The 19,112-nt window shown below is 70.3% G+C and carries 21 protein-coding genes; 10 read left to right on the top strand and 11 right to left on the bottom strand.

From position 1 onward, the window contains the following. Window positions 1-9: 9 nt before the first annotated feature. The 3 genes from AB0H43_RS22730 to AB0H43_RS22740 all read right to left on the bottom strand — a co-directional run bounded on the left by AB0H43_RS22730 (window position 10) and on the right by AB0H43_RS22740 (window position 5,144). Window positions 10-804, bottom strand: a complete 795-nt coding sequence (locus AB0H43_RS22730; RefSeq protein ID WP_360002038.1) for an SWIM zinc finger family protein — start codon at window positions 802-804, stop codon at window positions 10-12. Further along, window positions 801-3,722, bottom strand: a complete 2,922-nt coding sequence (locus AB0H43_RS22735) for a DEAD/DEAH box helicase (protein WP_360002040.1) — start codon at window positions 3,720-3,722, stop codon at window positions 801-803. Before AB0H43_RS22735 ends, AB0H43_RS22730 begins: the two co-directional genes overlap by 4 nt. A gap of 183 nt (window positions 3,723-3,905) precedes the next feature. Next, on the bottom strand, window positions 3,906-5,144 hold the full coding sequence (locus AB0H43_RS22740; protein WP_360002042.1) for a sialidase family protein: 1,239 nt from the start codon (window positions 5,142-5,144) through the stop codon (window positions 3,906-3,908). Between the two features lie 187 nt (window positions 5,145-5,331). On the opposite strand from AB0H43_RS22740, the gene AB0H43_RS22745 reads away from it, so the two are divergent. Next, window positions 5,332-7,323, top strand: a complete 1,992-nt coding sequence (locus tag AB0H43_RS22745; RefSeq protein ID WP_360002044.1) for a family 10 glycosylhydrolase — start codon at window positions 5,332-5,334, stop codon at window positions 7,321-7,323. Between the two features lie 90 nt (window positions 7,324-7,413). Here AB0H43_RS22745 and AB0H43_RS22750 read toward each other — a convergent pair whose 3' ends face one another. The 3 genes from AB0H43_RS22750 to AB0H43_RS22760 form a co-directional block, all read right to left on the bottom strand. Beyond that, complete coding sequence (locus tag AB0H43_RS22750) at window positions 7,414-8,190, bottom strand: metalloregulator ArsR/SmtB family transcription factor (protein ID WP_360002046.1); 777 nt, start codon at window positions 8,188-8,190, stop codon at window positions 7,414-7,416. Between the two features lie 165 nt (window positions 8,191-8,355). Next, entirely contained in the window at window positions 8,356-8,577 is a 222-nt protein-coding gene (locus tag AB0H43_RS22755; protein WP_360002048.1) for an LPXTG cell wall anchor domain-containing protein, read from the bottom strand. A 136-nt stretch (window positions 8,578-8,713) separates the two neighbouring features. Continuing rightward, on the bottom strand, window positions 8,714-9,361 hold the full coding sequence (locus AB0H43_RS22760; protein ID WP_360002050.1) for a pentapeptide repeat-containing protein: 648 nt from the start codon (window positions 9,359-9,361) through the stop codon (window positions 8,714-8,716). 161 nt (window positions 9,362-9,522) lie between these two features. On the opposite strand from AB0H43_RS22760, the gene AB0H43_RS22765 reads away from it, so the two are divergent. From AB0H43_RS22765 to AB0H43_RS22780, 4 genes are read left to right on the top strand one after another with little or no spacing between them, the layout of a single operon-like run. Continuing rightward, the gene (locus AB0H43_RS22765; RefSeq protein ID WP_360002051.1) at window positions 9,523-9,759 is read left to right on the top strand and encodes a hypothetical protein; all 237 of its coding nucleotides are present in this window, start codon (window positions 9,523-9,525) and stop codon (window positions 9,757-9,759) included. A gap of 11 nt (window positions 9,760-9,770) precedes the next feature. Next, a complete protein-coding gene (locus AB0H43_RS22770; protein ID WP_360002052.1) occupies window positions 9,771-10,166 on the top strand; it encodes a hypothetical protein in 396 nt (131 codons plus the stop codon). A gap of 51 nt (window positions 10,167-10,217) precedes the next feature. Then, window positions 10,218-10,823 (top strand): GNAT family N-acetyltransferase, encoded by a 606-nt coding sequence (locus AB0H43_RS22775; RefSeq protein ID WP_360002054.1) that lies wholly within the window; start codon window positions 10,218-10,220, stop codon window positions 10,821-10,823. Beyond that, window positions 10,805-11,245 (top strand): GNAT family N-acetyltransferase, encoded by a 441-nt coding sequence (locus AB0H43_RS22780; RefSeq protein ID WP_360002056.1) that lies wholly within the window; start codon window positions 10,805-10,807, stop codon window positions 11,243-11,245. Before AB0H43_RS22775 ends, AB0H43_RS22780 begins: the two co-directional genes overlap by 19 nt. Here the strand turns inward: AB0H43_RS22780 and AB0H43_RS22785 are convergent. Both AB0H43_RS22785 and AB0H43_RS22790 read right to left on the bottom strand, forming a co-directional pair. Then, the gene (locus tag AB0H43_RS22785; protein WP_360002058.1) at window positions 11,238-12,200 is read right to left on the bottom strand and encodes a 2-dehydropantoate 2-reductase; all 963 of its coding nucleotides are present in this window, start codon (window positions 12,198-12,200) and stop codon (window positions 11,238-11,240) included. The two genes, AB0H43_RS22780 and AB0H43_RS22785, sit on opposite strands and share 8 nt — an antisense overlap. Window positions 12,201-12,204: 4 nt before the next feature. Next, entirely contained in the window at window positions 12,205-12,396 is a 192-nt protein-coding gene (locus AB0H43_RS22790; protein WP_360002060.1) for a hypothetical protein, read from the bottom strand. Between the two features lie 245 nt (window positions 12,397-12,641). Between AB0H43_RS22790 and AB0H43_RS22795 the strand changes: the two genes are divergently transcribed. Together AB0H43_RS22795 and AB0H43_RS22800 are read left to right on the top strand one after the other, a co-directional pair. Beyond that, window positions 12,642-13,271 carry a phosphoribosyltransferase family protein gene (locus AB0H43_RS22795; protein WP_360002062.1) on the top strand — a complete coding sequence of 210 codons (630 nt, stop codon included), beginning with the start codon at window positions 12,642-12,644 and terminating at the stop codon, window positions 13,269-13,271. Between the two features lie 267 nt (window positions 13,272-13,538). After that, the gene (locus tag AB0H43_RS22800; protein ID WP_360002064.1) at window positions 13,539-13,976 is read left to right on the top strand and encodes an NUDIX domain-containing protein; all 438 of its coding nucleotides are present in this window, start codon (window positions 13,539-13,541) and stop codon (window positions 13,974-13,976) included. A gap of 287 nt (window positions 13,977-14,263) precedes the next feature. On the opposite strand, the gene AB0H43_RS22805 is transcribed toward AB0H43_RS22800, so the two are convergent. Together AB0H43_RS22805 and AB0H43_RS22810 are read right to left on the bottom strand one after the other, a co-directional pair. Then, entirely contained in the window at window positions 14,264-14,953 is a 690-nt protein-coding gene (locus tag AB0H43_RS22805) for an acVLRF1 family peptidyl-tRNA hydrolase (protein WP_360002066.1), read from the bottom strand. Beyond that, complete coding sequence (locus AB0H43_RS22810; protein WP_360002068.1) at window positions 14,950-15,993, bottom strand: aminotransferase class V-fold PLP-dependent enzyme; 1,044 nt, start codon at window positions 15,991-15,993, stop codon at window positions 14,950-14,952. The genes AB0H43_RS22805 and AB0H43_RS22810 overlap by 4 nt, the downstream gene beginning before the upstream one ends. A gap of 68 nt (window positions 15,994-16,061) precedes the next feature. Here AB0H43_RS22810 and AB0H43_RS22815 point away from each other — a divergent pair, with 68 nt between their 5' ends. Genes AB0H43_RS22815 through AB0H43_RS22825 form a run of 3 tightly spaced genes read left to right on the top strand, consistent with a single transcriptional unit; the run spans window position 16,062 to window position 18,680 of the window. Continuing rightward, window positions 16,062-16,736 (top strand): DNA alkylation repair protein, encoded by a 675-nt coding sequence (locus AB0H43_RS22815; RefSeq protein ID WP_360002070.1) that lies wholly within the window; start codon window positions 16,062-16,064, stop codon window positions 16,734-16,736. Between the two features lie 20 nt (window positions 16,737-16,756). Further along, the gene (locus tag AB0H43_RS22820; protein WP_360002072.1) at window positions 16,757-17,359 is read left to right on the top strand and encodes a DUF1349 domain-containing protein; all 603 of its coding nucleotides are present in this window, start codon (window positions 16,757-16,759) and stop codon (window positions 17,357-17,359) included. After that, on the top strand, window positions 17,349-18,680 hold the full coding sequence (locus tag AB0H43_RS22825) for a M20/M25/M40 family metallo-hydrolase (RefSeq protein ID WP_360002074.1): 1,332 nt from the start codon (window positions 17,349-17,351) through the stop codon (window positions 18,678-18,680). Before AB0H43_RS22820 ends, AB0H43_RS22825 begins: the two co-directional genes overlap by 11 nt. A gap of 59 nt (window positions 18,681-18,739) precedes the next feature. On the opposite strand, the gene AB0H43_RS22830 is transcribed toward AB0H43_RS22825, so the two are convergent. Further along, the gene (locus AB0H43_RS22830) at window positions 18,740-19,102 is read right to left on the bottom strand and encodes an STAS/SEC14 domain-containing protein (protein WP_360002076.1); all 363 of its coding nucleotides are present in this window, start codon (window positions 19,100-19,102) and stop codon (window positions 18,740-18,742) included. Window positions 19,103-19,112: the final 10 nt, after the last annotated feature.

The raw sequence follows: 19,112 nt of genomic DNA on the forward strand, positions 1-19,112 counted from the left end.
CAGCGCGGATCACGCAGTGGGCCAGCTGATCCGGCCGACGGCGGCGGGCGGCGTGCCGAGCTGGCGCGACAACGGGACGTCCGGCAGCCCGACGGGTGGCGCCGACGGAAGCGGGGTCGGCGGCGACCACCACCGTGACAGCGGCACGTCCGCCGATGACGAGGCCGGGCCGAGCGCGGCCGCCGTGCCCACCACCGGCGTGACGACGCCGGAACCCCGCTGCACCTGCAACGCGTCGAGCAGATCGGACCGCGTACGCCCCCGCCAGAGCAGCAGCGTGAACGGGTCCTCGTCGAACCGCTCGGCGAGCAGGTAACACGCGGCCGCGATGTGCTTGCACGGCCAGCCCCAGTCCGGGCAGGAACAGTCCAGCGACACGTCGGTGGCCCGGGTCGGGAACAGCGGCACGCCCTCCGCGGCGAACAGGTCGACGAGTTCGTGCGGCACCTGACCGGCCAGCAGATGCGCCGCGAACAGGGCCTGCGAGGCGAGCTGCCGCTCCAGCCCCGCCCACGTCGCCTCACCCAGCGGCGGGAACCCGAGCCGCACCTTGTAGGGGGTCGCGCGCGAACCCTGGACGGCCGCGCTGACCAGACCGGGCTGGACGTCGAGCGAGAGCACCTGCCCGGCGCGGGCGTACGACCGGCCCCGGGCCAGCCGGCCCTTGTCGGCGAAGGACTCCAGCGCGCCGATGAACGCCTTCGACCACCAGGTGTCGCCGATCGACCCCTTCGTCGACCGCGCCTTGATGCCGCCCTCCACCTTGCGCGGGCGGCCGAACTCACGCCACTGCGGCGAGGTCACTCGACCACCGCCGATCGGTCGAGGGTGAACAGGTCACGCAGGTCGTCGGTGCTCAACTCGGTGATCCAGCCCTCGCCGGTCCCGACGATCCGGTCGGCCAGCTCCCGCTTGTCGGCCAGCATCGCCGAGATGCGCTCCTCCACCGTGCCGGCGCAGACGAACTTGCGTACCTGCACGTTTCGCTTCTGGCCGATGCGGAACGCGCGGTCGGTCGCCTGGTCCTCGACCGCCGGGTTCCACCAGCGGTCCACGTGGATGACGTGGTTGGCCGCCGTCAGGGTCAGACCGGTGCCGCCGGCCTTCAACGACAGCACGAAGATCGGCGGGCCGTCGTCGGTTTGAAAGCGGCTCACCATCTCGTCGCGGCCGGCCTTGGCCACACCGCCGTGGAGGAACAGCACCTCGCGCCCGAACCGCCCGGTGAGGTAGGCCTGCAACGCCCCGCCGAACTCGGCGTACTGGGAGAACAGGAGCGCCTTCTCCCCCGCCTCCAGGACCTCCTCGAGGATCTCCTCCAGCCGGGCGAGCTTCCCCGACCGCCCGGCCAGCCGCGAACCATCGCGCAACAACTGCGCTGGATGGTTGCACACCTGCTTGAGCTTGGTCATCGTGGCCAGCACGAGACCCTTGCGCTCGATCCCCTCGGCGCCCTCGATCGCCGCCAGCGCGTCGTCCACAATGGCCTGATAGAGGGTGGCCTGCTCCGCCGTCAGATTGCAGACCACCTCCATCTCCAGCTTCTCCGGCAGATCCGAGATGATCGACTTGTCGGTCTTCAACCGCCGCAGCACGAACGGCTGGGTCAACCGCCGCAACCGCTCGGCCGCCTGCTGATCGCCCTGCCGCTGAATCGGCTCGGCATAGGCGCGCTTGAACTCCGAGGCCGGCCCGAGCAGCCCCGGATTCGCGAACTCCATGATCGCCCAGAGATCGGCGAGGCGGTTCTCCACCGGCGTACCGGTCACCGCGATCTTGTGCCGGGCGGGCAGCGATCGGATCGCCACCGCCTGCCGCGTCGCCGCATTCTTGATCGCCTGCGCCTCGTCGACCACGACGCGATGCCACTGGATCTCGCTCAGCGCCGCCGCGTCACGCGCCGCGAGGGCATAGGTCGTCACCACCAGGTCCGCGTCCCGCACCGCCCGCACGAAACTCTCGCCCTGCGCCCGCTCAGCTCCGTGATGCACGTGTACGCGCAGAGCAGGGGCGAATTTGGCGGCTTCTCGTTGCCAGTTCCCGACCAGCGACATCGGACACACCAGCAACGTAGGCCCGGAGCCGGACGGGTCGTTCAGCATCACCGCCAGCATGGAGGCCGTCTTCCCAAGTCCCATGTCGTCCGCGAGCACAGCGCCGAGACCGAATCGCTCCAAGAACGCGATCCACGACATCCCGCGCATCTGGTATGGCCGCAGTGCGCCGACGAATCGCGACGGCTGCTCAAGTTGGCTGATCTTCTCGCCGTCCAGCAGTCCGCGTACCCAACCGGAGGCCTGAACCTCGACCACCGGCAACCCGGCAGCCGCCGCCGGAGCGCCCGTGAGCAGGTCGAGCACGCTCATCTGGCCCTTGGTCGCCATGAGCGCGAGGCCGGCGGCGAGCCGCTTGGGGTCGAGCTCGACCCATTGCCCCCGTACGCGCACCAGCGGCGCCTTGACCTTGGCGAGGCGCTTGAGTTCGGCCTCGGTGAGGGTGTGGTCGCCGAGGGCGAGTTGCCACTCGTAGTCGATCATCGCGTCGAGGCCGAGCGTGGTGCTGTTGGCGACGGTCGCGGGCGCGGTCGGCGACTTCGCGGTGAGCCGCGCGCCGATCTTGGCCGCCGTCTTGCCCCACCACTTGGGCAGCAGTACGCCGAACCCGGCCCCGGCCAGCAGCGGAGCCGAGTCCCGGAGGAACGTGTGCGCCTCGGTGGTGTCGAGCGGGAGGTCGGCGGGGCGGGCGGCGGCGAGCGCCCGGTCGAGGTGCGGCCAGAGACGCGCGGCCCGGCCGAGTTCGGCGAGGAAGGTCTCTTGTGGAGCATCGAGGTAGCGCGCCAGGGCGGTGTGACCGCGCTCGGACTCCCAGATGTCCTCGGCGGGGACGACGAGGCTCGGCTCGTCGGCGGCTTGGAGCGACAGCTCGACGCGCCACGGGTCGTCGGCCTCGGGGTCGAGCGGTTCGACCAGGCGGAAGAAGGCGCGGACCGAACCGGCGGCCGCGTCTCGCGTCCATTGGTCGAGGTCGTGCCGGAGGCGGGCGAGTTGCTCCGGGGTCGCGGTGAACTCGCGGCGGGTCCCGGTGAGCGCGCCCGGCCAGGTGTCCGCGTCGTCGGCCGGCAGCGCGGCTCGCGCGGCTGCGTCGGCCAACGCGTCCAGCGCCTGCGCGAAGACCTCCTCGGCCGGGCGGAGTTCCCCGGTCTCCGACGTACGCCCAACGGGCGGCATCGCGTGCAGCAAGGCTTGCGCCCACTGGCGATCCTCGCCGGTGAGCACTGGCCGCCACAACGCGAGGGGGACCTCGTCGTCGCCGCCGACGGTGGGGACGACTCGGCCACGGGCTACGAGGTCGACGGCGTACCGGGCGACTTCGGCGAGGTGCCGGAGCGTTCCGCCGAACTCGGTCCCGCCGGCCTCGTCCGGTGGAGTCAGCAGGAACAACAGCGCCTCGTCGACGTCGAGGTCGACGACCGGCACCCGCCATGGCGCCAGCTTCGGGGTGCGATGAGCCGGGGCGTCCTCCCGGAACAACTCCGGGGATTCCAATGGCCGCCCACCGGCGCTGGGCAGCAGGAACGTGGCTTCGCCGGGCTTGCCGGGGACGTCAGGGGCGACGGCGTAAGGGTGGATCGTGCGGCTCTTGCCGGACGCGGGCAGGGCCGAGTCCTCCGCCCAGAGTGCCAGCCCACCGGCGGCACGCCACACCCCGTGCGTCACCAGCATCCTGCCAACCCCCCAAACGCAACCCCCACCGCGCCGCTGCCAGGAAAACTCTATTACCCGCCTCCGACAAGCACCCGCTGGGCCGGGCAGCGCCGCCCTCCTTGTGTGATCATCGCGCCAGCCATGCTGCTTCGGGCGGCGAATTGTCCGCCGAAACGACATGGCTGACGCGATGATCACCCATCACGGCTCGGTCTGGCCGTTCAGGATCCACGGCAGGTTGACCTTGCGGAACACGATCGAGCGGTGCGACGTGCTGTTGGCGTCGGCGTTCTCGTTGACCTCGATCAGCGCGCCCACGTAGTAGTCGGCGGTCTTGGCCATGCTGCTGTAGCCGCCCTCCTGCACGTTGGCGGTGCCGAGTCCCGACCAGGCGGGCAACGGGGCGTCGCTGGTCTTGCGCCAGATCGGCCAGGTCAGGCCCTCGTCGTAGCTGATGCGGAACTCCATGTCCGTACGCGTGACGGTGCTGGGCGGGTTCAGGAAGACGATCCGGGTCGGGTCGTCGGTGTTGTACCGGATGATCGACCCTTCGCAGCGCGGGTCGAGCAGGGTCGAGTCGGCGGCGTACGCCCCGAAGCCGCCCTCGATGGTGCCCCGGGTGACCCAGCGGCGCTTGGCGATGTTCCAGAGTCCGTCGGAGGCCCGGTCGTTGCGGTAGAGCCGGCCGTCGGACAGTTCGAGGATGGTGCCCTCGTTGGTGCCGTCCTGGACGCTGCCGTCGGCCGGGTCGGTGATCAGCGCGTACTTCCAGGTCGCGCCGTGGTCGTCGCTGTAGATGTTGCGGTGCAGGGCCGGGATGACCAGGCGGCCGGCGTGCGCGCCGACGGTCAGCTGCACACCGACTCCCGGCCCCATCGCGTCCCACACCCAGGTCGCGCCGTTGAGCGTCTTCGGCTTCAGCGACTCGGTGAGGTCTTGTGGCGTCGTCCAGGTCAGCCCGTCGTCGGTGCTCTTCGAGAGGAAGACCTTGCGGTGCTCCCAGGCGTTCATCTTGGTCGTGCCGCCGCCGCCGTTCTCGCTGACGTCCTCCGGATTCCAGCTCAGGAACAGGAAGATCGCGCCGGTCGTGCGGTCGACCACGGCGGTGGGATTGCCCCAGGTGCCCAGTCCCGCGCCGACCACCTCACGCAGCGACGACCAGGTGACTCCGTTGTCGGTCGACCGCTTGTAGACGAGGTTGATGTTGCCGTAGTCGACGTTGGCGGCGGCCCGGCCCTCCGCGAACGCGAGCAGCGTGTTCTGCGTGGTCCGGATCAGCGACGGGATCCGGAACGAGTGGTAGGTGATGCCGTTGAGCACCTCGCTGCCACCGCCGTCGAAGAGAAGCTTCTCGGTGTGGACCGCGGTGGCGGCTTGCGCGGGGGCGGCGGCCGTGAGGCAGGCCGCGGCCGCGATCAAGACCGCGACCAGCCCGGACATGGGACGTGGGATGTTAGGTCTGTGCACTGCGTTCCTCCTTGGAGACGCGTGGACGGTGAGAGCATCATCCGCGCTTCGGCGTCGATGTCAAGGGGCCAGTCACGTCTTCACAAGATGATGCGCGCTGTGGTAAATCATTCACATCACATCGACGACCGCACCAGCATCGATCGAGAGGATCCCCCCTATGCGCCGTTTCACGGTCTCGGTCCTGCTGGCCGCGGTGGTCGCTCTGATGGCATCCGCACTGCCCGCCACCGCCAATCCCGCGCAGCCTCGGGTCGGCGGCGGGCAGTCGGACGCCCTCGCCGTCGCCGCGGCATGCACGCCCAACCCCGCCACCCCGTTGCGGCAGCTCCGCGCGATGTGGATCGCGAGCGTCACCAACATCGACTGGCCCAGCGCGACCGGCCTGAGCGCCGCCACGCAGCAGGCCGAGTTCAAGTCATGGCTCGACCTGGCGGTGCGGCGCAACCTGAACGCGGTCGTCGTCCAGATCCGGCCGTCGGCCGACGCGTTCTGGCCCTCGTCCTACGAGCCCTGGTCCCGCTACCTGACCGGTACGCAGGGCGCCGGCCCCGGCTACGATCCGCTGGCCTTCATGGTGAGCGAGGCGCACGCCCGGAATCTGGAGTTCCACGCCTGGTTCAACCCGTACCGGGTCGCACTGACCACCGACCTCACCACGTTGACCGCCACCCACCCGGCCCGGGTGCATCCCGAGTGGACCTTCGCCTACGACGGCCGGCGGTACTACAACCCCGGTATTCCGGCCGTCCGGACGTTCGTCGAGGACGCCATGATGGACGCGGTCACCAAGTACGACGTCGACGGCGTGCACTGGGACGACTACTTCTACCCCTACCCCGTCTCCGGCGTCGCCATCCCGGACGCGACGACGTTCGCGCAGTACGGCGGCGGCTTCTCCGACATCGGCGCCTGGCGGCGTAACAACGTCGACCTGCTCGTGCAGGAGATGTCCCAGCGCATCCACGCCGCCAAGCCGTGGGTCAAGTTCGGCATCAGCCCGTTCGGCATCTGGCGTAACGCGAGCACCGACGCGCTCGGTTCGCAGACCAGCGGCCTCCAGTCCTACGACGCCATCTATGCCGACTCGCGTAAATGGGTGAAGTCCGGCTGGCTCGACTACATCGCCCCGCAGATCTACTGGCACATCGGGTTCACGACCGCCGACTACGCCGTCCTCATGCCGTGGTGGGCCGACGTGGTCGCGGGGACGAACACGCAGCTCTACATCGGGCAGGCGGCGTACCGGGTCGGGGCGTCCGGCCAGTCCGCGCAGTGGCAGACGACGACCGAGCTGACCAACCACGTCACGCTCAACCGCAGCTACGCCGAGGTGGATGGAGACATCTACTTCAGCGCCAACGACGTGCTCGCCGACCGGCTCGGCTCGATCACGCGCCTCGCGGCCGATCACTACACCCGGCCCGCGCTCCTGCCACTGTCGGTGCCCGGCACGCCGCCGGCCTCCCCCGCGATTCCCAGTGGTACGCGAGTGAGCACCGGCGTCCAGCTCAGCTGGACCGGATCCGGCACGTCGTACGCCGTCTACCGGATCGCCGGAGCCGGACCGGCCGACGCCTGCGCCTTCACCGACGCGACGAACCTGCTGACCACGGTACGCGGAACGGCGTACCTGGATAAGTCGGCGGTCGCCGGGCAGACCTACACCTACTACGTGACCGCGTTGGACCGGCTGCACAACCAGAGCGCGCCGAGCGGCGGGCGTACGGTCAGCGGCGGAGCCTTCAGCGTCATCGTGGACAACACCGACAGCGGCCGGTTCACCGCCAGCGCGAACTGGGGCAGTTCGGCGTACTCGGCCCAGCGATACGGCGCCGACTACCGGTTCGCCAATCCGCAGTCGATCGCCGACGCCGCCTGGTGGAAGGCGGACATCCCGGCGACCGGCAGCTACAAGATCGCCGTCTGGTACCCCGCCAACAGCGGGTACAACAGCGCCACCCCGTACGTCGTCGCCACCACCACCGGCACTGTGACGGTCACCGTCGACCAGCGGTCGAACGGCGGCACCTGGGTGAACCTCGGCACGTTCACGCTGGCGGCGGGCGATCACAACGTGGTCGGCGTCAGCCGCTGGACGACCGGGACCGGCTACGTCATCGCGGACGCCGTACGCATCACCGCTGCGTGACTCCCCCTCTCGACGCAGCACCGCAGCCGCCCCGGCCGATCGCCGGGGCGGCTGCGTTTCTCCGGCGGGACGGTCTCCGGCGGGACAGCCTCACACCGCCAGCGGCTCGCCCGTTTCGAGCAGCGACTTGAGGCTCGACAGCAGCGGCGGCCAACCTCCGCGAATGCCTTCGAGCACCTGGCTGCCCGGCTGGAAGCCGTCGTGGACGACGGTCAGCTTGACCACGTCGCCCTGGGGCTCCAGCTCGAAGGTCAGCCGCGACCGCGGCTCGGCGGCCATCTCCGGCGGCATGCCGCCCACCATCTCCTGGAACTCCGGCGTGAAGGTGTGCCACGTGTACGACAGCCGCCGGTACGGCTGGGACTCCAGGATCACCTGCTCGGGATCCTCCATGCGCAGTCCCTTGTAGATCCAGGTGATCGCCGAGCCCTTCTGCCAGTCGGTCTCGAACACGGTTCCCCAGTAGCGGCTGGTGAACGCCGGATCGGTCAGCGCCTGCCACAGCTTCTCCGGCGTCGTCCGGATGTACGTCGTGTACACGAACTCGGTGTCGCTCATGGGTTCTCCCTCCAATGCCCGTTTCAGGTCGGCCAAGGCCTGCGCACGCGCCCGGTCGTATTGCCCGATCCACCGGTCGGCGATCGCGTTGATCGGTTCGGCGTTGAGGTAGTGCACCTTCTCCCGGCCCCGCCACACAGTCGTGACCAGGTTGGCCGCCTCCAGCACGGCCAGGTGTTTGCTCACCGACTGCCGCGCCATCCGCAGCCCGGCGCAGAGTTCGCGCAGGGTCTGCCCGTTGCGCTCGTTCAGGCTGTCGAGCAGCTGCCGCCGGCTCGGATCGGCCAGCGCCCGGAAGACGTCGTTCATACCCACCTCAGATATGCAGCCTCTTGGCTGCCTTTAACGATAGGCAGCCACACGGCTGCATGTCAATCGAAACGCGCTGCCCCGTCCACGTGATCACTGCGCCGGCCAAGTCGTTTCGCGGGGCGAAATGTCCCATGAAACCGCATGGCTGGCGCAATGATCACGTCAATCGGTGGCGACCGCGACCAGGCCCGCGATCCCGATCGCGCACCCCAACACCGCGAACGCGATCCCACCCAGCCGCTCCTCCCGCCGGGACGGATTCTCCGGACGACGCGATCGCCAGATCAGCCAGCCGCCGATCGCGAGCAGGACGAGCCCGAGCAGCGGGTATCCCCCGGTCGGCAGCGGGTTGATGGCGAGCGGGCGCGCGGCGAGGGAGAGCACGGGCCGAGATTACAAGGCGAGCGCTCAGCGGCTCAGCGGCTCGGCGGCTCGGCGGCTCGGCGGCTCAGCGGCTCGGCGGCTCAGCGGCTCAGCGGCTCAGCGGCTCAGCGGCTCAGCGGCTCAGCGGCTCAGCGGCTCAGCGCTCGACGGTGATGCCGAGCGCGTCGGCCAGCAACTCGGTCAGTACGACCAGGTCGTCGGCGCGGACGGTCGCCCCGGCGAGGCTCGCCACCCCGCCCAGCCCGGTGAGATCACAGTCGGTGAACCGGGCGCCCTCGAGCTTGGCGTTGCTGAACTGCGCCGCGGTGAGATCGCAGCGCTCGAAGAGCACCCCACGCAGGTCGGCGCCGATGAAATCAGCCCGCCGGAGATCGCAGCCGACGAAGGCGACCTTCGTGAACGTCGTGGCCCGCCAGGTCGTCAGATCCAGCCGGCAGTCGCGCAGCGTGACATCCCGCAGCCCGCCGCCGATGTAGACCATCCCGGTCCCCCGGCACTCGACCAGCTCCACTCGCCGCAGGCCGCACCCGTCGGCGGTCAGGTTCGCCAGGTCGCAGTGGTGCAGCGCGCAGTCGAGGAACGTCGCCTTCTCGAGGCGTACGCCCCCGAGCCGGACGCGGGTCAACCGGCTCTGCTCCACCTCCATCCCGGCCGCCTCGCCCTCGAACGTGTCACCGGTGAGGTCGAGCTGCCACCACTCCTCCTCGTCGTCGAGGACCGGCGTCCCGGTCGACCACTCGGCGGGCAGATTCGGCGGTGCGGGCTGCGAAGCTTTCGTCGTCACGCCGACGAAGCTACTGCAAGCCACTGACAAGATCGAAAGATCTTTCAGTGGAAATGCCGTCGTAATGCGGTAACGCCATGAGATCGAATGACTCCATGACCACTCTCGCACCGCCCCCGCCGGTCGCGACGGAGCGTGCATACACGACGTATGCTCGCCCGATGGCGTACACGTCCATCCGCGTCACCACCGAGGTCCGGGACCGGCTGGCGCTGATCGCCGACCATCGCGGCATCAGCCTCGGCAAGCTCCTCATGGAGTTCGCCGAGAAGACCCTGACCCCCGACGAGCTGAAGGCTCGCGGCGAAGCCGTCCGCGAGTTCTTCCGCGACACCTACGGGCAAGTCATCACCGATGAAGGTCTCGCCGAAGCCGACCAGTGGTTGGACTCGTTGTGACGGATGATCGCGTGAAACCCCTGCTCCTCGACACCTCGGCGCTGCGGGCAATCGGGCAGATTCAATGGCTGTCCACGCTGTTGAATCAAGCCCATTTCCGTCCCGATCGCCCCGTCCTGGCCCCGGTCGTCTGCCTCGCCTACGCGGGCCGTGACCGTCCGCATCTCATCAAGCACGTCGGCCAGCTGCCCGCGGTTTCGGTTATTCCGTTCGATTTCGGCGACGCGCTGTCCTACGAGCAATGGCGAGCGGGACAGGGGTGGCAGAAGCCCGGCTTGGACGTCGCCCACGCCGTCTCGGCGGCACTACCCGGTCCGGAGTACCCAGGCGGAGCCTCGATCATCACGGATTCACCCCAGCTCTACCGCGCTTGGCCGGAGATCCGGACGCGACGCCTGGAGTCCTGAAGATAGGGCCGGGAGGTTGACAGGGAACGCGAGAGGATTTCGAATACTCCGGTGATCGAGATCCGCCCCGCGGTTCCCGCCGACCTTCCGGCTCTGGCGGCGACGATGGCCGACGCGTTCGACGGCGACCCGGTGTGGTCGTGGATGCTGCACCATGACGGCGACGACCCGGCTCGGCGGCGACGGCGGCTCGAGCTGCTCTTCGGCGCGCTGCTGCGGCACTCGGTGCCGAAGGGACGCGTGTTCACGACGGTCGACCGGCGGGCGTTGACGATCTGGTCGCCGCCGGGCGACTGGAAACTGCCGACTCCCGCGATGCTGCGGGCGGCACCGTCGATCGCCCGGGCGGCGGGCGTACGCCTGCCGAGGTTGCTCGGCCGCCTCGGCGACATCGAGAAGCACCACGACAAGCAGCCGCCCGAGCACTGGTACCTGGAGTTCATCGCGACCGCGTCGGCGGCGCAGGGCGGTGGACTGGGGGCGGCACTGCTGCGCGCCGGGCTCGACCGGTTCGACGCCGCGGGCGTACCGGTGTATCTGGAGTCGTCGAACCCGAAGAACCTGCCGTTCTACGAGCGGCACGGGTTCGAGGTGACCGGGAACCTGCCCGTGTCGTCGGGGCCGGAACAATGGACGCTGTGGCGGGATCCCCAGTGACACCGGGCTACGAGGTCGACGACGACCCGGCCCGGATCGACGTCGACGTGGCGTACGCGTTCTTGTCGACCGAGGCGTACTGGGGCCGATGGCGTACCCGAGAAGACTTCGCGGACCAGGTGCGGACGTCGTGGCGGGTGGTCGGAGCCTTTGACTCCACCGGCGCGATGGTGGGGTTCGCGCGGGCCTGGTCCGACGGTGTGGCCTCGGCGTATCTGGCGGATGTCTATGTGGACGCCGGCCATCGCGGGCATGGGCTGGGCGCGGCCATCGTGCACAAGATGATCGAGGAGGGGCCGGGCCGGGAGTTCCGCTGGCTGCTGCACACCAGCGACGCGCATGGCCTGTACGAGAAGTTCGGGTTCGGGCCGAGCGCGGCGATGGAGCGACCCGCGGGGCCGAGCCGCCCGCCGATCAGCTGAGCCACTCCTCGACGGGCAGGGTGCCCGGTTCGCGGTGCTCGGCGGCGAAGCGAGTGGCCCAGCGCTGGGCGCGTTCGTTGAGCGGGGCCGGGCGGCCGAGCGTGCGGGCGAGCTGGACGATCTCGCCGTTGAGGTAGTCGGTCTCGATGCTGCCCGTGCCGCGCCGCAGGCTCTGCCACGACGAGCTGCCCGAGCGGGCTCCCTTGAGCTGCAAGATGTCGCCGCGTCGGCGGCGGTCGTCCGCTTCGGACACGTACGCGATCCCGGCGGCGTCGAGGATCGCCGCCGCCTCGGCCCGCGCCTCGGCGACGATCTCCTCGACCCGCTCGGCGGGTACGCACACCGCCCGGATGCCGTTGCCCAGGTTGACCAGGAGTTTGCAGTATTTCCACGGCATGATGTGCTCGCGGGGTTCGCTGACGAACCCGGCACTGCGCAGGTCCGCCGAGATGTGGGCCGCCCTTTCGTCCACGCCGGACGGGATTCGCCCGATGTCGAGGATGCCCGGCACGGGCGCGCAGTCGGCGCGGACGACGCCGGGCTCCAGATGCGTCGCGGGCAGCATCACGCAGATGCCGTAGACGTCGGCGAAGTAGCGCAGCGCGAGGCGCTCGTTGGCGACGCCGTTCTGCAGGCACACCACGGTGACACCCGGTACGCCGACCCGCGCGAGACTCTGCAGGGCGGCCTCGGTGTCGTTGCCTTTGACCGCCAGAAGCACCACGTCGCCGGACCGTAGCCCCAGTTCCGCGGGGTCGGCGGCGGCCTCGGCCTTGACTTGGTGGACGGCGTCGGGCGTCTCGACTCGCAACCCGTCGCGCCGCATCGCGGCCAGATGCTCACCCCGGGCGAGGAACGCCACCTCGTGGCCGGCCACGGCCAGCAGGCCGCCGACCACTCCGCCGACCGCACCCGCACCCAGGACCACGTAACGGGCCGGGTGCGGGTGCGTCATCAGCTCAGCCCGCGCGACGGTTCGACCAGATCCGCTGGGCCTGGCCCTGCGAGTTCTTCGGGACGAAGTGCTGCTTGCCGTGCGCCTGCTGCGGCTGGCCGCCCTTCTTGCCCTTGGCCCGGCGCTCGGCCCGGGTCAGGCCGGCGTCGGGATCGGCGTCGGTGGTCGCCTCGTTCTCGGGAAGTTCTTCTCGCATGACGTCTCTCCTCGAAGATGATCGGGCGCAGTTCGGCGCCCGGAACGGACCGATGACTGCTGGAGATGCCGCAAGCCGTGAACGGGACTCGATGAGCCCAGGCTCGAACGGCGGCGGCGAGACCTCACGCGATGTACATGTCCGCGAGCGTAACAGCCCCCCGCCGATCTTGCGCAACTCATTTTCCGGCGTGCTGCCCGAAGCGGATCCCCACGCTGCGTGAACACGCGAGGGACAATGGAGGGGTGAGCGCGTTCCGCGACCGGATCGACGGCGGACGCCGCTTGGCCGCCCGGCTGGTCGAAGCCGGGGTCGACCGCGGTGACCTGGTGGTGCTCGGGTTGCCGCGCGGTGGCGTACCGGTGGCGGCCGAGATCGCGGCCCTCTTCGGCGCACCGCTCGACGTCATCGTCGTCCGCAAACTGGGCCATCCCCAGCAGCCGGAGTACGCCATCGGCGCGATCGGCGAGGAGAACGCCCGCGTCCTGACCTCCGGCGCCCGGGGCCTGTCCGAGACCGACGTCGCCCGCATCGGGGCGGTCGAGTCCGCCGAGCTGGACCGCCGGGTCCGGCGGCTGCGCGGAGATCGCCCGCCGGTGTCCCTCCACGGCCGGACCGCCCTCATCGTCGACGACGGCATCGCCACCGGCGCCACCGCCGCCGCGGCCTGCCAGGTCGCCCGCGCCCGCGGTGCGACCAGAGTGATCGTCGCGGCCCCGGTCGCCCCGCCCGGCGCCGTCGCCGATCTCGCGCCACTGGCCGACGAGGTGATCGCCGTGGTCACCCCGGCGTCGTTCCACGCCGTCGGCGCCTGGTACGACGACTTCTCCGCGACGACCGACGACGAGGTCGCCGCCCTGCTGCATGCCCTTTGACCACGCCGCGTGTGGGCAACTATCGCCAACTCGAGCAGATGATCAAGTTCCCTGGGTGAGCGCCGAAGGGCCGCCCATCATGATCATGTGCCGATGGCATGCGGAAAATGGCGCTCCAGCGCATACCAGCGGCACTTGATGTCTGATTCGGGCCTGCGATCGCAGACCCAGGGCACTTGATCAAGCCGCCGCGGGGCCGCCCGGCTGGGCCGACTGCCGCGGACGGATGGGCCCGTCCGCAAACAAGATCGGTGGCATGATCAGCCGATGGCGACCTACGAAGTAGCCGCGGTCCTGCTGGTCGACGCCGACGGCGCCCTCCTCATGCAGCTTCGCGACGAACACGCTCCCGTCTCCCCCAACCAGTGGGCGCTGCCCGGCGGCCGCATCGAGCCGGGCGAGACGCCGATCGAGGCGGCCCGCCGTGAGCTGCTCGAAGAGACGGGGCTGGTGGCCGACATCGAGCACTTCTGGTCGGGGCCGCGTCCGTACGAGGAGGGCTTTCCGCACCAGGTGACCTTCCACGTCTTCGCCGCCTACACCGAGGCCAAGCAGGAGGACGTCATCCTCGGGGAAGGGCTCGCCATGGTGTTCGTGCCGCGCGACCAGGCCGTCGACCGTGACCTGTCCGCTTCGGCGGCGCTGCTCGTGCCCATGTTCCTGGAGTCGGAGCGGTACGCCGGTCTCACGCGGAGGGCTGCATAGGGCTCTCGCCCGCCCCGACGTCCCAGGCCACGACGGTCGCGCTGTCCACACCACGGCCGTCGTGCCCGAGCATGCGACATCTGATGGGAACGGAAACGGGCCCCGGCTCGGATGAGTCGGGGCCCGTTCACGAGGGCGGTGCCGCCGGTCGCCTCTCGGCGCGTGGCGCAGTACGGCTCCAGCCGGACGGTATTCCGTAAAGGCGTTAGGTGAGGCCCGGGGACACTGTCGCGGCACCAGCACTGACAACGATAGGGACCCGGATCGGATTCCCCCAGTGGCGTGGATCACTCCGAAGCGACGGGGTCGACCACGTGGATCGGGACGGCGCGGGCGAGCGGGATGGTGTCGACCAGGACGGCGTGGCGCGGTTCGGCGACGTCGAGCAGCCGGCCTCGGCGTAACTCGGCCAGCGCGGTGAGCCGTTTGTCGGCCAGGATCGCCTCCACCGTCGGGCGGTCGCCGCCGCAGACGAGAGCGGCCATCTTTCCGGCGTACGGGAGGAGGATGCGCGCGGCGACGTCGGCGGCCTCGCGTACGCCGGCCGCCGCCTGGTTACCGCGCCGCCGGGCGTAGCGCTGCTGCGACCACCCTCCGGCCGCCGTACGCGCCTGGACGTAGAACGTCTCGACCTTGGAGGCGACCAGGTCGGGTCCGTCCGCCACGCCGATCGCGGCCGCGTTACGCCGGGCGAGGAGCAGGCCGAGGACGCGGGGTTCCTGCGCACTTGCGACGAACCGGTCGAGGTCCAGCAGACTGGCGTCGGCTGAGAGCGGCGGCAGCGACATGCCGGGAGCGAGGTGGAACGTCGCGGTCGACCCGTCCGCACCGACCAGGGAAAGCCAGCCCTCGCCGGAGGGTGGGACGGAGACGGTGACCGAGCCGTGCCGCGTACGGAAGCCGGAGATCCACTTCGAGAGACGCTCCGGGTCGACGTCGACCCAGCGGCCACCACCGGCAGCGGGACGGGAACTCATCCGAGCAGGGCCGCTACGGCCGAATCCACGTCAGCGTCGGTGCTGTAGACGTGGAACGAGGCGCGCACGCTCCCCGCCCGGACGGCCGCCCGGATGCCGGCTCGTTCCAGCTTCTGCTGGGCGCCGGGCACGTTCACGGTGACGATCGCCGACTCGCCCGGCTCTTGCCCCAACTCCCGAAGGAACCGGTTGGCCAGGCGCAGGTTGTGCGCGTGGATGCGCTCGACGCCGATGCCCTCGATCACCTCCAGCGCCGGGGCGGTGCCGACCCACGGAAACCACGCCGGGGACAGGTCGAACGCCCGCGCGTCCTTGGCCAGCCGCAACGGCATGCCGTAGTAAGACCCGTGCGGGTCGTCGCCCGCGTACCAGCCGGCCTGGATCGGCCGCACCCGCTCACGCACGTGCGGCGCCAGGTAGGCGAAGCCCGTCCCTCTCGGGGACATCAACCACTTGTACGCACCGACGGCGACGACGTCGGCGGCGGACCCGTCGTAGGGCAGCCACCCCGTCGCCTGCGTGGCGTCCACGACGACGAGCGCACCGACCGCCCGGGCGGCGGCCGAGATCGCGGCCAGGTCGGCTACCCGCCCGTTCGCCGATTGGACCAGCGCGAACGCGACGACGTCGACGCCGGGGACGATGGCGTCGAGGTAGCCGTCGAGCGGAGCCGTCCGCACGGTGACGCCCCGGTCGGCGTGCACCGCCCACGGGAAGACGTTCGAGGTGAACTCGATGTCCGGCACCAAGACGGTCGCGCCGTCGGGTAGGGCGGCTGCGACCGGCGCGAGCAGCTGCGACACCTGCGCGCCGACGGCCACGTCCGCCGCGTCGACGCCGATCAGCCGCGCGAAGCTCTCCCGCGCCCGCTGTGTCGAGGCGTCCCAGCCTTCCCACGAGGTACGCCCGGTCCGCCAGTCGTCCTGCGCCGCCTGCATCGCCTGCCAGGCCGGCTCCGGCGGGAGACCGTAGCTCGCGGTGTTGAGCCAGCCGGGCTCGGGTTGCCACAGCGCCGGCGGGGTCCAGTTCGCGGTGTCCACGCCCTGAGTATGGCAGTCTGAACGCGGGGTGATCACGGCCAATTCGGGAAGGGTGGCATCGAGCGCGGATGTCGGAACTCGCCACCGCATTCCTGAGGCGCCTGCGGGAGACGCTGCCCCGGCACGCCGACCCCGAGCGCGCCGCCGCCATGGCGAAATACATGCGCGACCAGTTCCCGTTTCTGGGCATCCCCAGTACGCCGTTGGCCGCGCTGCAGCGCGAACTCGCGACGGGGCTGCCCCGCCCCGAGTCCGCCGACGCCGCCGAGATCGCCCTCGGGTGCTGGTCCTTGGCCGAGCGCGAATACCAGTACGTCGCCTGCTCCTACCTGCGCAAGTACGCCAAAGCGCTGGACGAGGACTTCCTCGGGGTCGCCCGCGAACTGATCGTCGTCAAGCCGTGGTGGGACACCGTGGACGCCCTCGCGGCGCACGTTGTCGGGCCGCTGGTCTCGGCGTACCCCTCGTTGGTGAGGGTGATGGACCAGTGGGCGGAGCAGGACGAGATGTGGCTGACCCGGACGGCGATCCTTCACCAATTGCGATACAAGGATGCGACGGACGCGGACCGGTTGTTCCGCTATTGCCGACGGCAGGCCGGGCATCCGGACTTCTTCATCCGGAAGGCGATCGGCTGGGCCTTGCGCGAGTACGCGAAGACCGAGCCGGACGCGGTCCGGACGTTCGTGGCCGCGACCGAGCTGTCGGGGTTGTCACGGCGCGAAGCCTTGAAGAACCTCTGAGTTACGGGCAGGCTGCTGCGATGGAGTTCACCCTGCCCGCGGTGCCGCTCGACTTCGAGTGGATCGTCCCCCCGACCGAGTGCGGCCTGAACGACGGCGTGCTCAGCGCGTCCGCCCCCGCCCAGACTGATCTGTTCATCGATCCCGCCAGTTCGGAGACCAAGCTCACGGCCCCACGTGCGCTGGCTGCCGCCCCCGACGGCGACTGGCGCCTGTCCGCCCGGGTACGCGTCACCTTCCGCGACGCGTTCGACGCCGGAACCCTCCTGGTCTGGATCGACGATACTCACTGGGCCAAGTTGTGCTTCGAGGTCTCGCCGAGCGGCGTGCCCGGCGTCGTCAGCGTGGTCTGCGACGGGGTGGCCGACGACGCGAACGCCTGGCCCGTCGCCGATCCGCACGAAGGCGTCTGGTTGCGGGTCACCCGGCACGGCGGGGCCTACGCCTTCCACGCCGGCTCCGACGGACGCCGCTGGGAGTTCGTCCGCAACTTCGCCATCGGAACCGGCCCGGCGCAGGTCGGCTTCGTCGTCCAGGCCCCGACCGGTTCGGGATGCCACGCGGTCTTCGACCACGTCGAGTACGCCCCCTCCGCCCCGAGCGATCTGCGTGATGGAAGCTGAGTTCACCGCCCGGCTCGACGCGGTGATGCCGGGCGTACGGGCGGATCTGGAGCGGCTCGTCCGCATCCCGAGCGTTTCCGCGCCCGGCTTCGACTTCTCCCCCATCGACCGGTCGGCGGAGCTGGTGGCGGCGCTGCTGTCCGACTGCGGGCTGGCGACCCGCGTCGTGGCGTCGTCCGGCCGTCCGGCTGTCCTGGGCACTCGCCTACTGCCGGGCCGTCCCACCGTCCTCTTATACGCCCACCACGACGTCCAGCCCGCCGGTGATCCGGCGCTGTGGACCAGCGACCCGTTCGAGCCGGCCGAACGTGACGGCCGCCTCTACGGTCGCGGCGCGGCCGACGACAAGGCCGGGATCATGGTGCACATCGCCGCCCTCCGTGCTCTCGGCGACGATCTCGGCGTCGGCGTGGTCGTCTTCGTCGAAGGCGAGGAGGAGTACGGCACCGGCGCCACCCCGCGACTCCTCCGCGAGCTGCGGTCCGAGCTCCAGGCCGACGTCGCGATCGTGACCGACGTGGGGAACTGGGCGGTGGGCGTACCCGCCGTGACGACGTCCTTGCGTGGGCACGTCACCGCGATGGTGGAGGTGCGTACGCTCTCGCACGGAGTCCATAGTGGCATGTACGGCGGCGCGGTGCCGGACGCCGTCATCGCCTTGTCCCGCCTGATCTCGTCCTTTCACGACGACGCCGGTGATGTGGCGATCGACGGGCTCAAGACCGAGCCCGACCCCGCGGTCGAATACGCCGCCGACCGGCTGCTCGCGGAGACCGGCGGCACCCCGTTCGGCACCGGCAGCGCCGCCTCCCGGATGTGGAGCCGCCCAGCGGTGAGCATCCTCGGCATGGAGGTACCGCCGATCGAGGGCGCCACGAGCACTCTGACTCCGGTCGCCCGTGCGCTGGTCAGCCTGCGGATCGCGCCGACCGAGGACCCGCTGCGGGCCTTCTCGCTGCTGGAGGATCACGTCCGCCGGCACATCCCGTGGGGTGCGTCGGTCTCGGTGACCCGCCGTGGCGCGGCACCCGGGCTGGCAGTCGACTCGTCCGGCCCCGTCTACGACCAGATCCGGGTCGCGCTGCGCGACGCGTGGGACGGCGTCGACCCGGTCGAGACCGGCTCGGGCGGCTCCATTCCGCTCATGCTGGACCTCGCCGAGGTCATCCCGGACGCGACGATCGTCCTCAACGGCGTCGAGGACCCCGACAGCCGGGCCCACGGGATCGACGAGAGCCTGCACCTCGGCGAGTTCCGGCGAGCCTGCCTGGCGGAGACGCTTTTCCTGCACCGCCTCGGATCGTCGCCCTCGCCGCGCTGATCGGACGCCTCGTCGCACTCCCGTTGATCATGGAGGTGACTGTGGTCTCGACGGCGACGTCAGCACGTCAGCCAGGCGACTGCGGCGTCGTACTCCGCGGTCGGGAAGACCTTGGCCTCGCCCGGGATCATCCAGGTGAACGCCTTGATGGCGTGCCCGATCCAGTCGACGTCGGTCACCACCGCGACCCGCTCGAAGGACTTCAGATGGCTCGCGCCGAGTTTGGCGTCCTGCCACATCGCGTCGCCCTGCATGCCCCGGTACTCCGGGCCGAGACGGTAGACCATCCGCAGCTTGCCGCCGCCGGACAGCGCCTTCTCGATCGCCGGGACGAGGACCTGGCGGTAGTCGTCGGCGGTGATCTCGCCGGTCGCGTCGGCGCCCAGGACGCCCTCGGGCAGCCCTTCGATGATCGTGATCATGCACCTGACG

The sequence above is a fragment of the Hamadaea sp. NPDC050747 genome, from assembly GCF_040654195.1.
Taxonomy (GTDB): Bacteria; Actinomycetota; Actinomycetes; order Mycobacteriales; family Micromonosporaceae; genus Hamadaea.

Bases quoted from the DNA above. Each gene is read 5' to 3' on its own strand.
- AB0H43_RS22735 (WP_360002040.1), bottom strand. From the start codon at position 3,722: ATGCTGGTGACGCACGGGGTGTGGCGTGCCGCCGGTGGGCTGGCACTC.
- AB0H43_RS22740 (WP_360002042.1), bottom strand. From the start codon at position 5,144: ATGTCCGGGCTGGTCGCGGTCTTGATCGCGGCCGCGGCCTGCCTCACG.
- AB0H43_RS22745 (WP_360002044.1), top strand. From the start codon at position 5,332: ATGCGCCGTTTCACGGTCTCGGTCCTGCTGGCCGCGGTGGTCGCTCTG.
- AB0H43_RS22750 (WP_360002046.1), bottom strand. From the start codon at position 8,190: ATGAACGACGTCTTCCGGGCGCTGGCCGATCCGAGCCGGCGGCAGCTG.
- AB0H43_RS22765 (WP_360002051.1), top strand. From the start codon at position 9,523: ATGGCGTACACGTCCATCCGCGTCACCACCGAGGTCCGGGACCGGCTG.
- AB0H43_RS22785 (WP_360002058.1), bottom strand. From the start codon at position 12,200: ATGACGCACCCGCACCCGGCCCGTTACGTGGTCCTGGGTGCGGGTGCG.
- AB0H43_RS22790 (WP_360002060.1), bottom strand. From the start codon at position 12,396: ATGCGAGAAGAACTTCCCGAGAACGAGGCGACCACCGACGCCGATCCC.
- AB0H43_RS22800 (WP_360002064.1), top strand. From the start codon at position 13,539: ATGGCGACCTACGAAGTAGCCGCGGTCCTGCTGGTCGACGCCGACGGC.
- AB0H43_RS22805 (WP_360002066.1), bottom strand. From the start codon at position 14,953: ATGAGTTCCCGTCCCGCTGCCGGTGGTGGCCGCTGGGTCGACGTCGAC.
- AB0H43_RS22815 (WP_360002070.1), top strand. From the start codon at position 16,062: ATGTCGGAACTCGCCACCGCATTCCTGAGGCGCCTGCGGGAGACGCTG.
- AB0H43_RS22820 (WP_360002072.1), top strand. From the start codon at position 16,757: ATGGAGTTCACCCTGCCCGCGGTGCCGCTCGACTTCGAGTGGATCGTC.
- AB0H43_RS22825 (WP_360002074.1), top strand. From the start codon at position 17,349: ATGGAAGCTGAGTTCACCGCCCGGCTCGACGCGGTGATGCCGGGCGTA.
- AB0H43_RS22830 (WP_360002076.1), bottom strand. From the start codon at position 19,102: ATGATCACGATCATCGAAGGGCTGCCCGAGGGCGTCCTGGGCGCCGAC.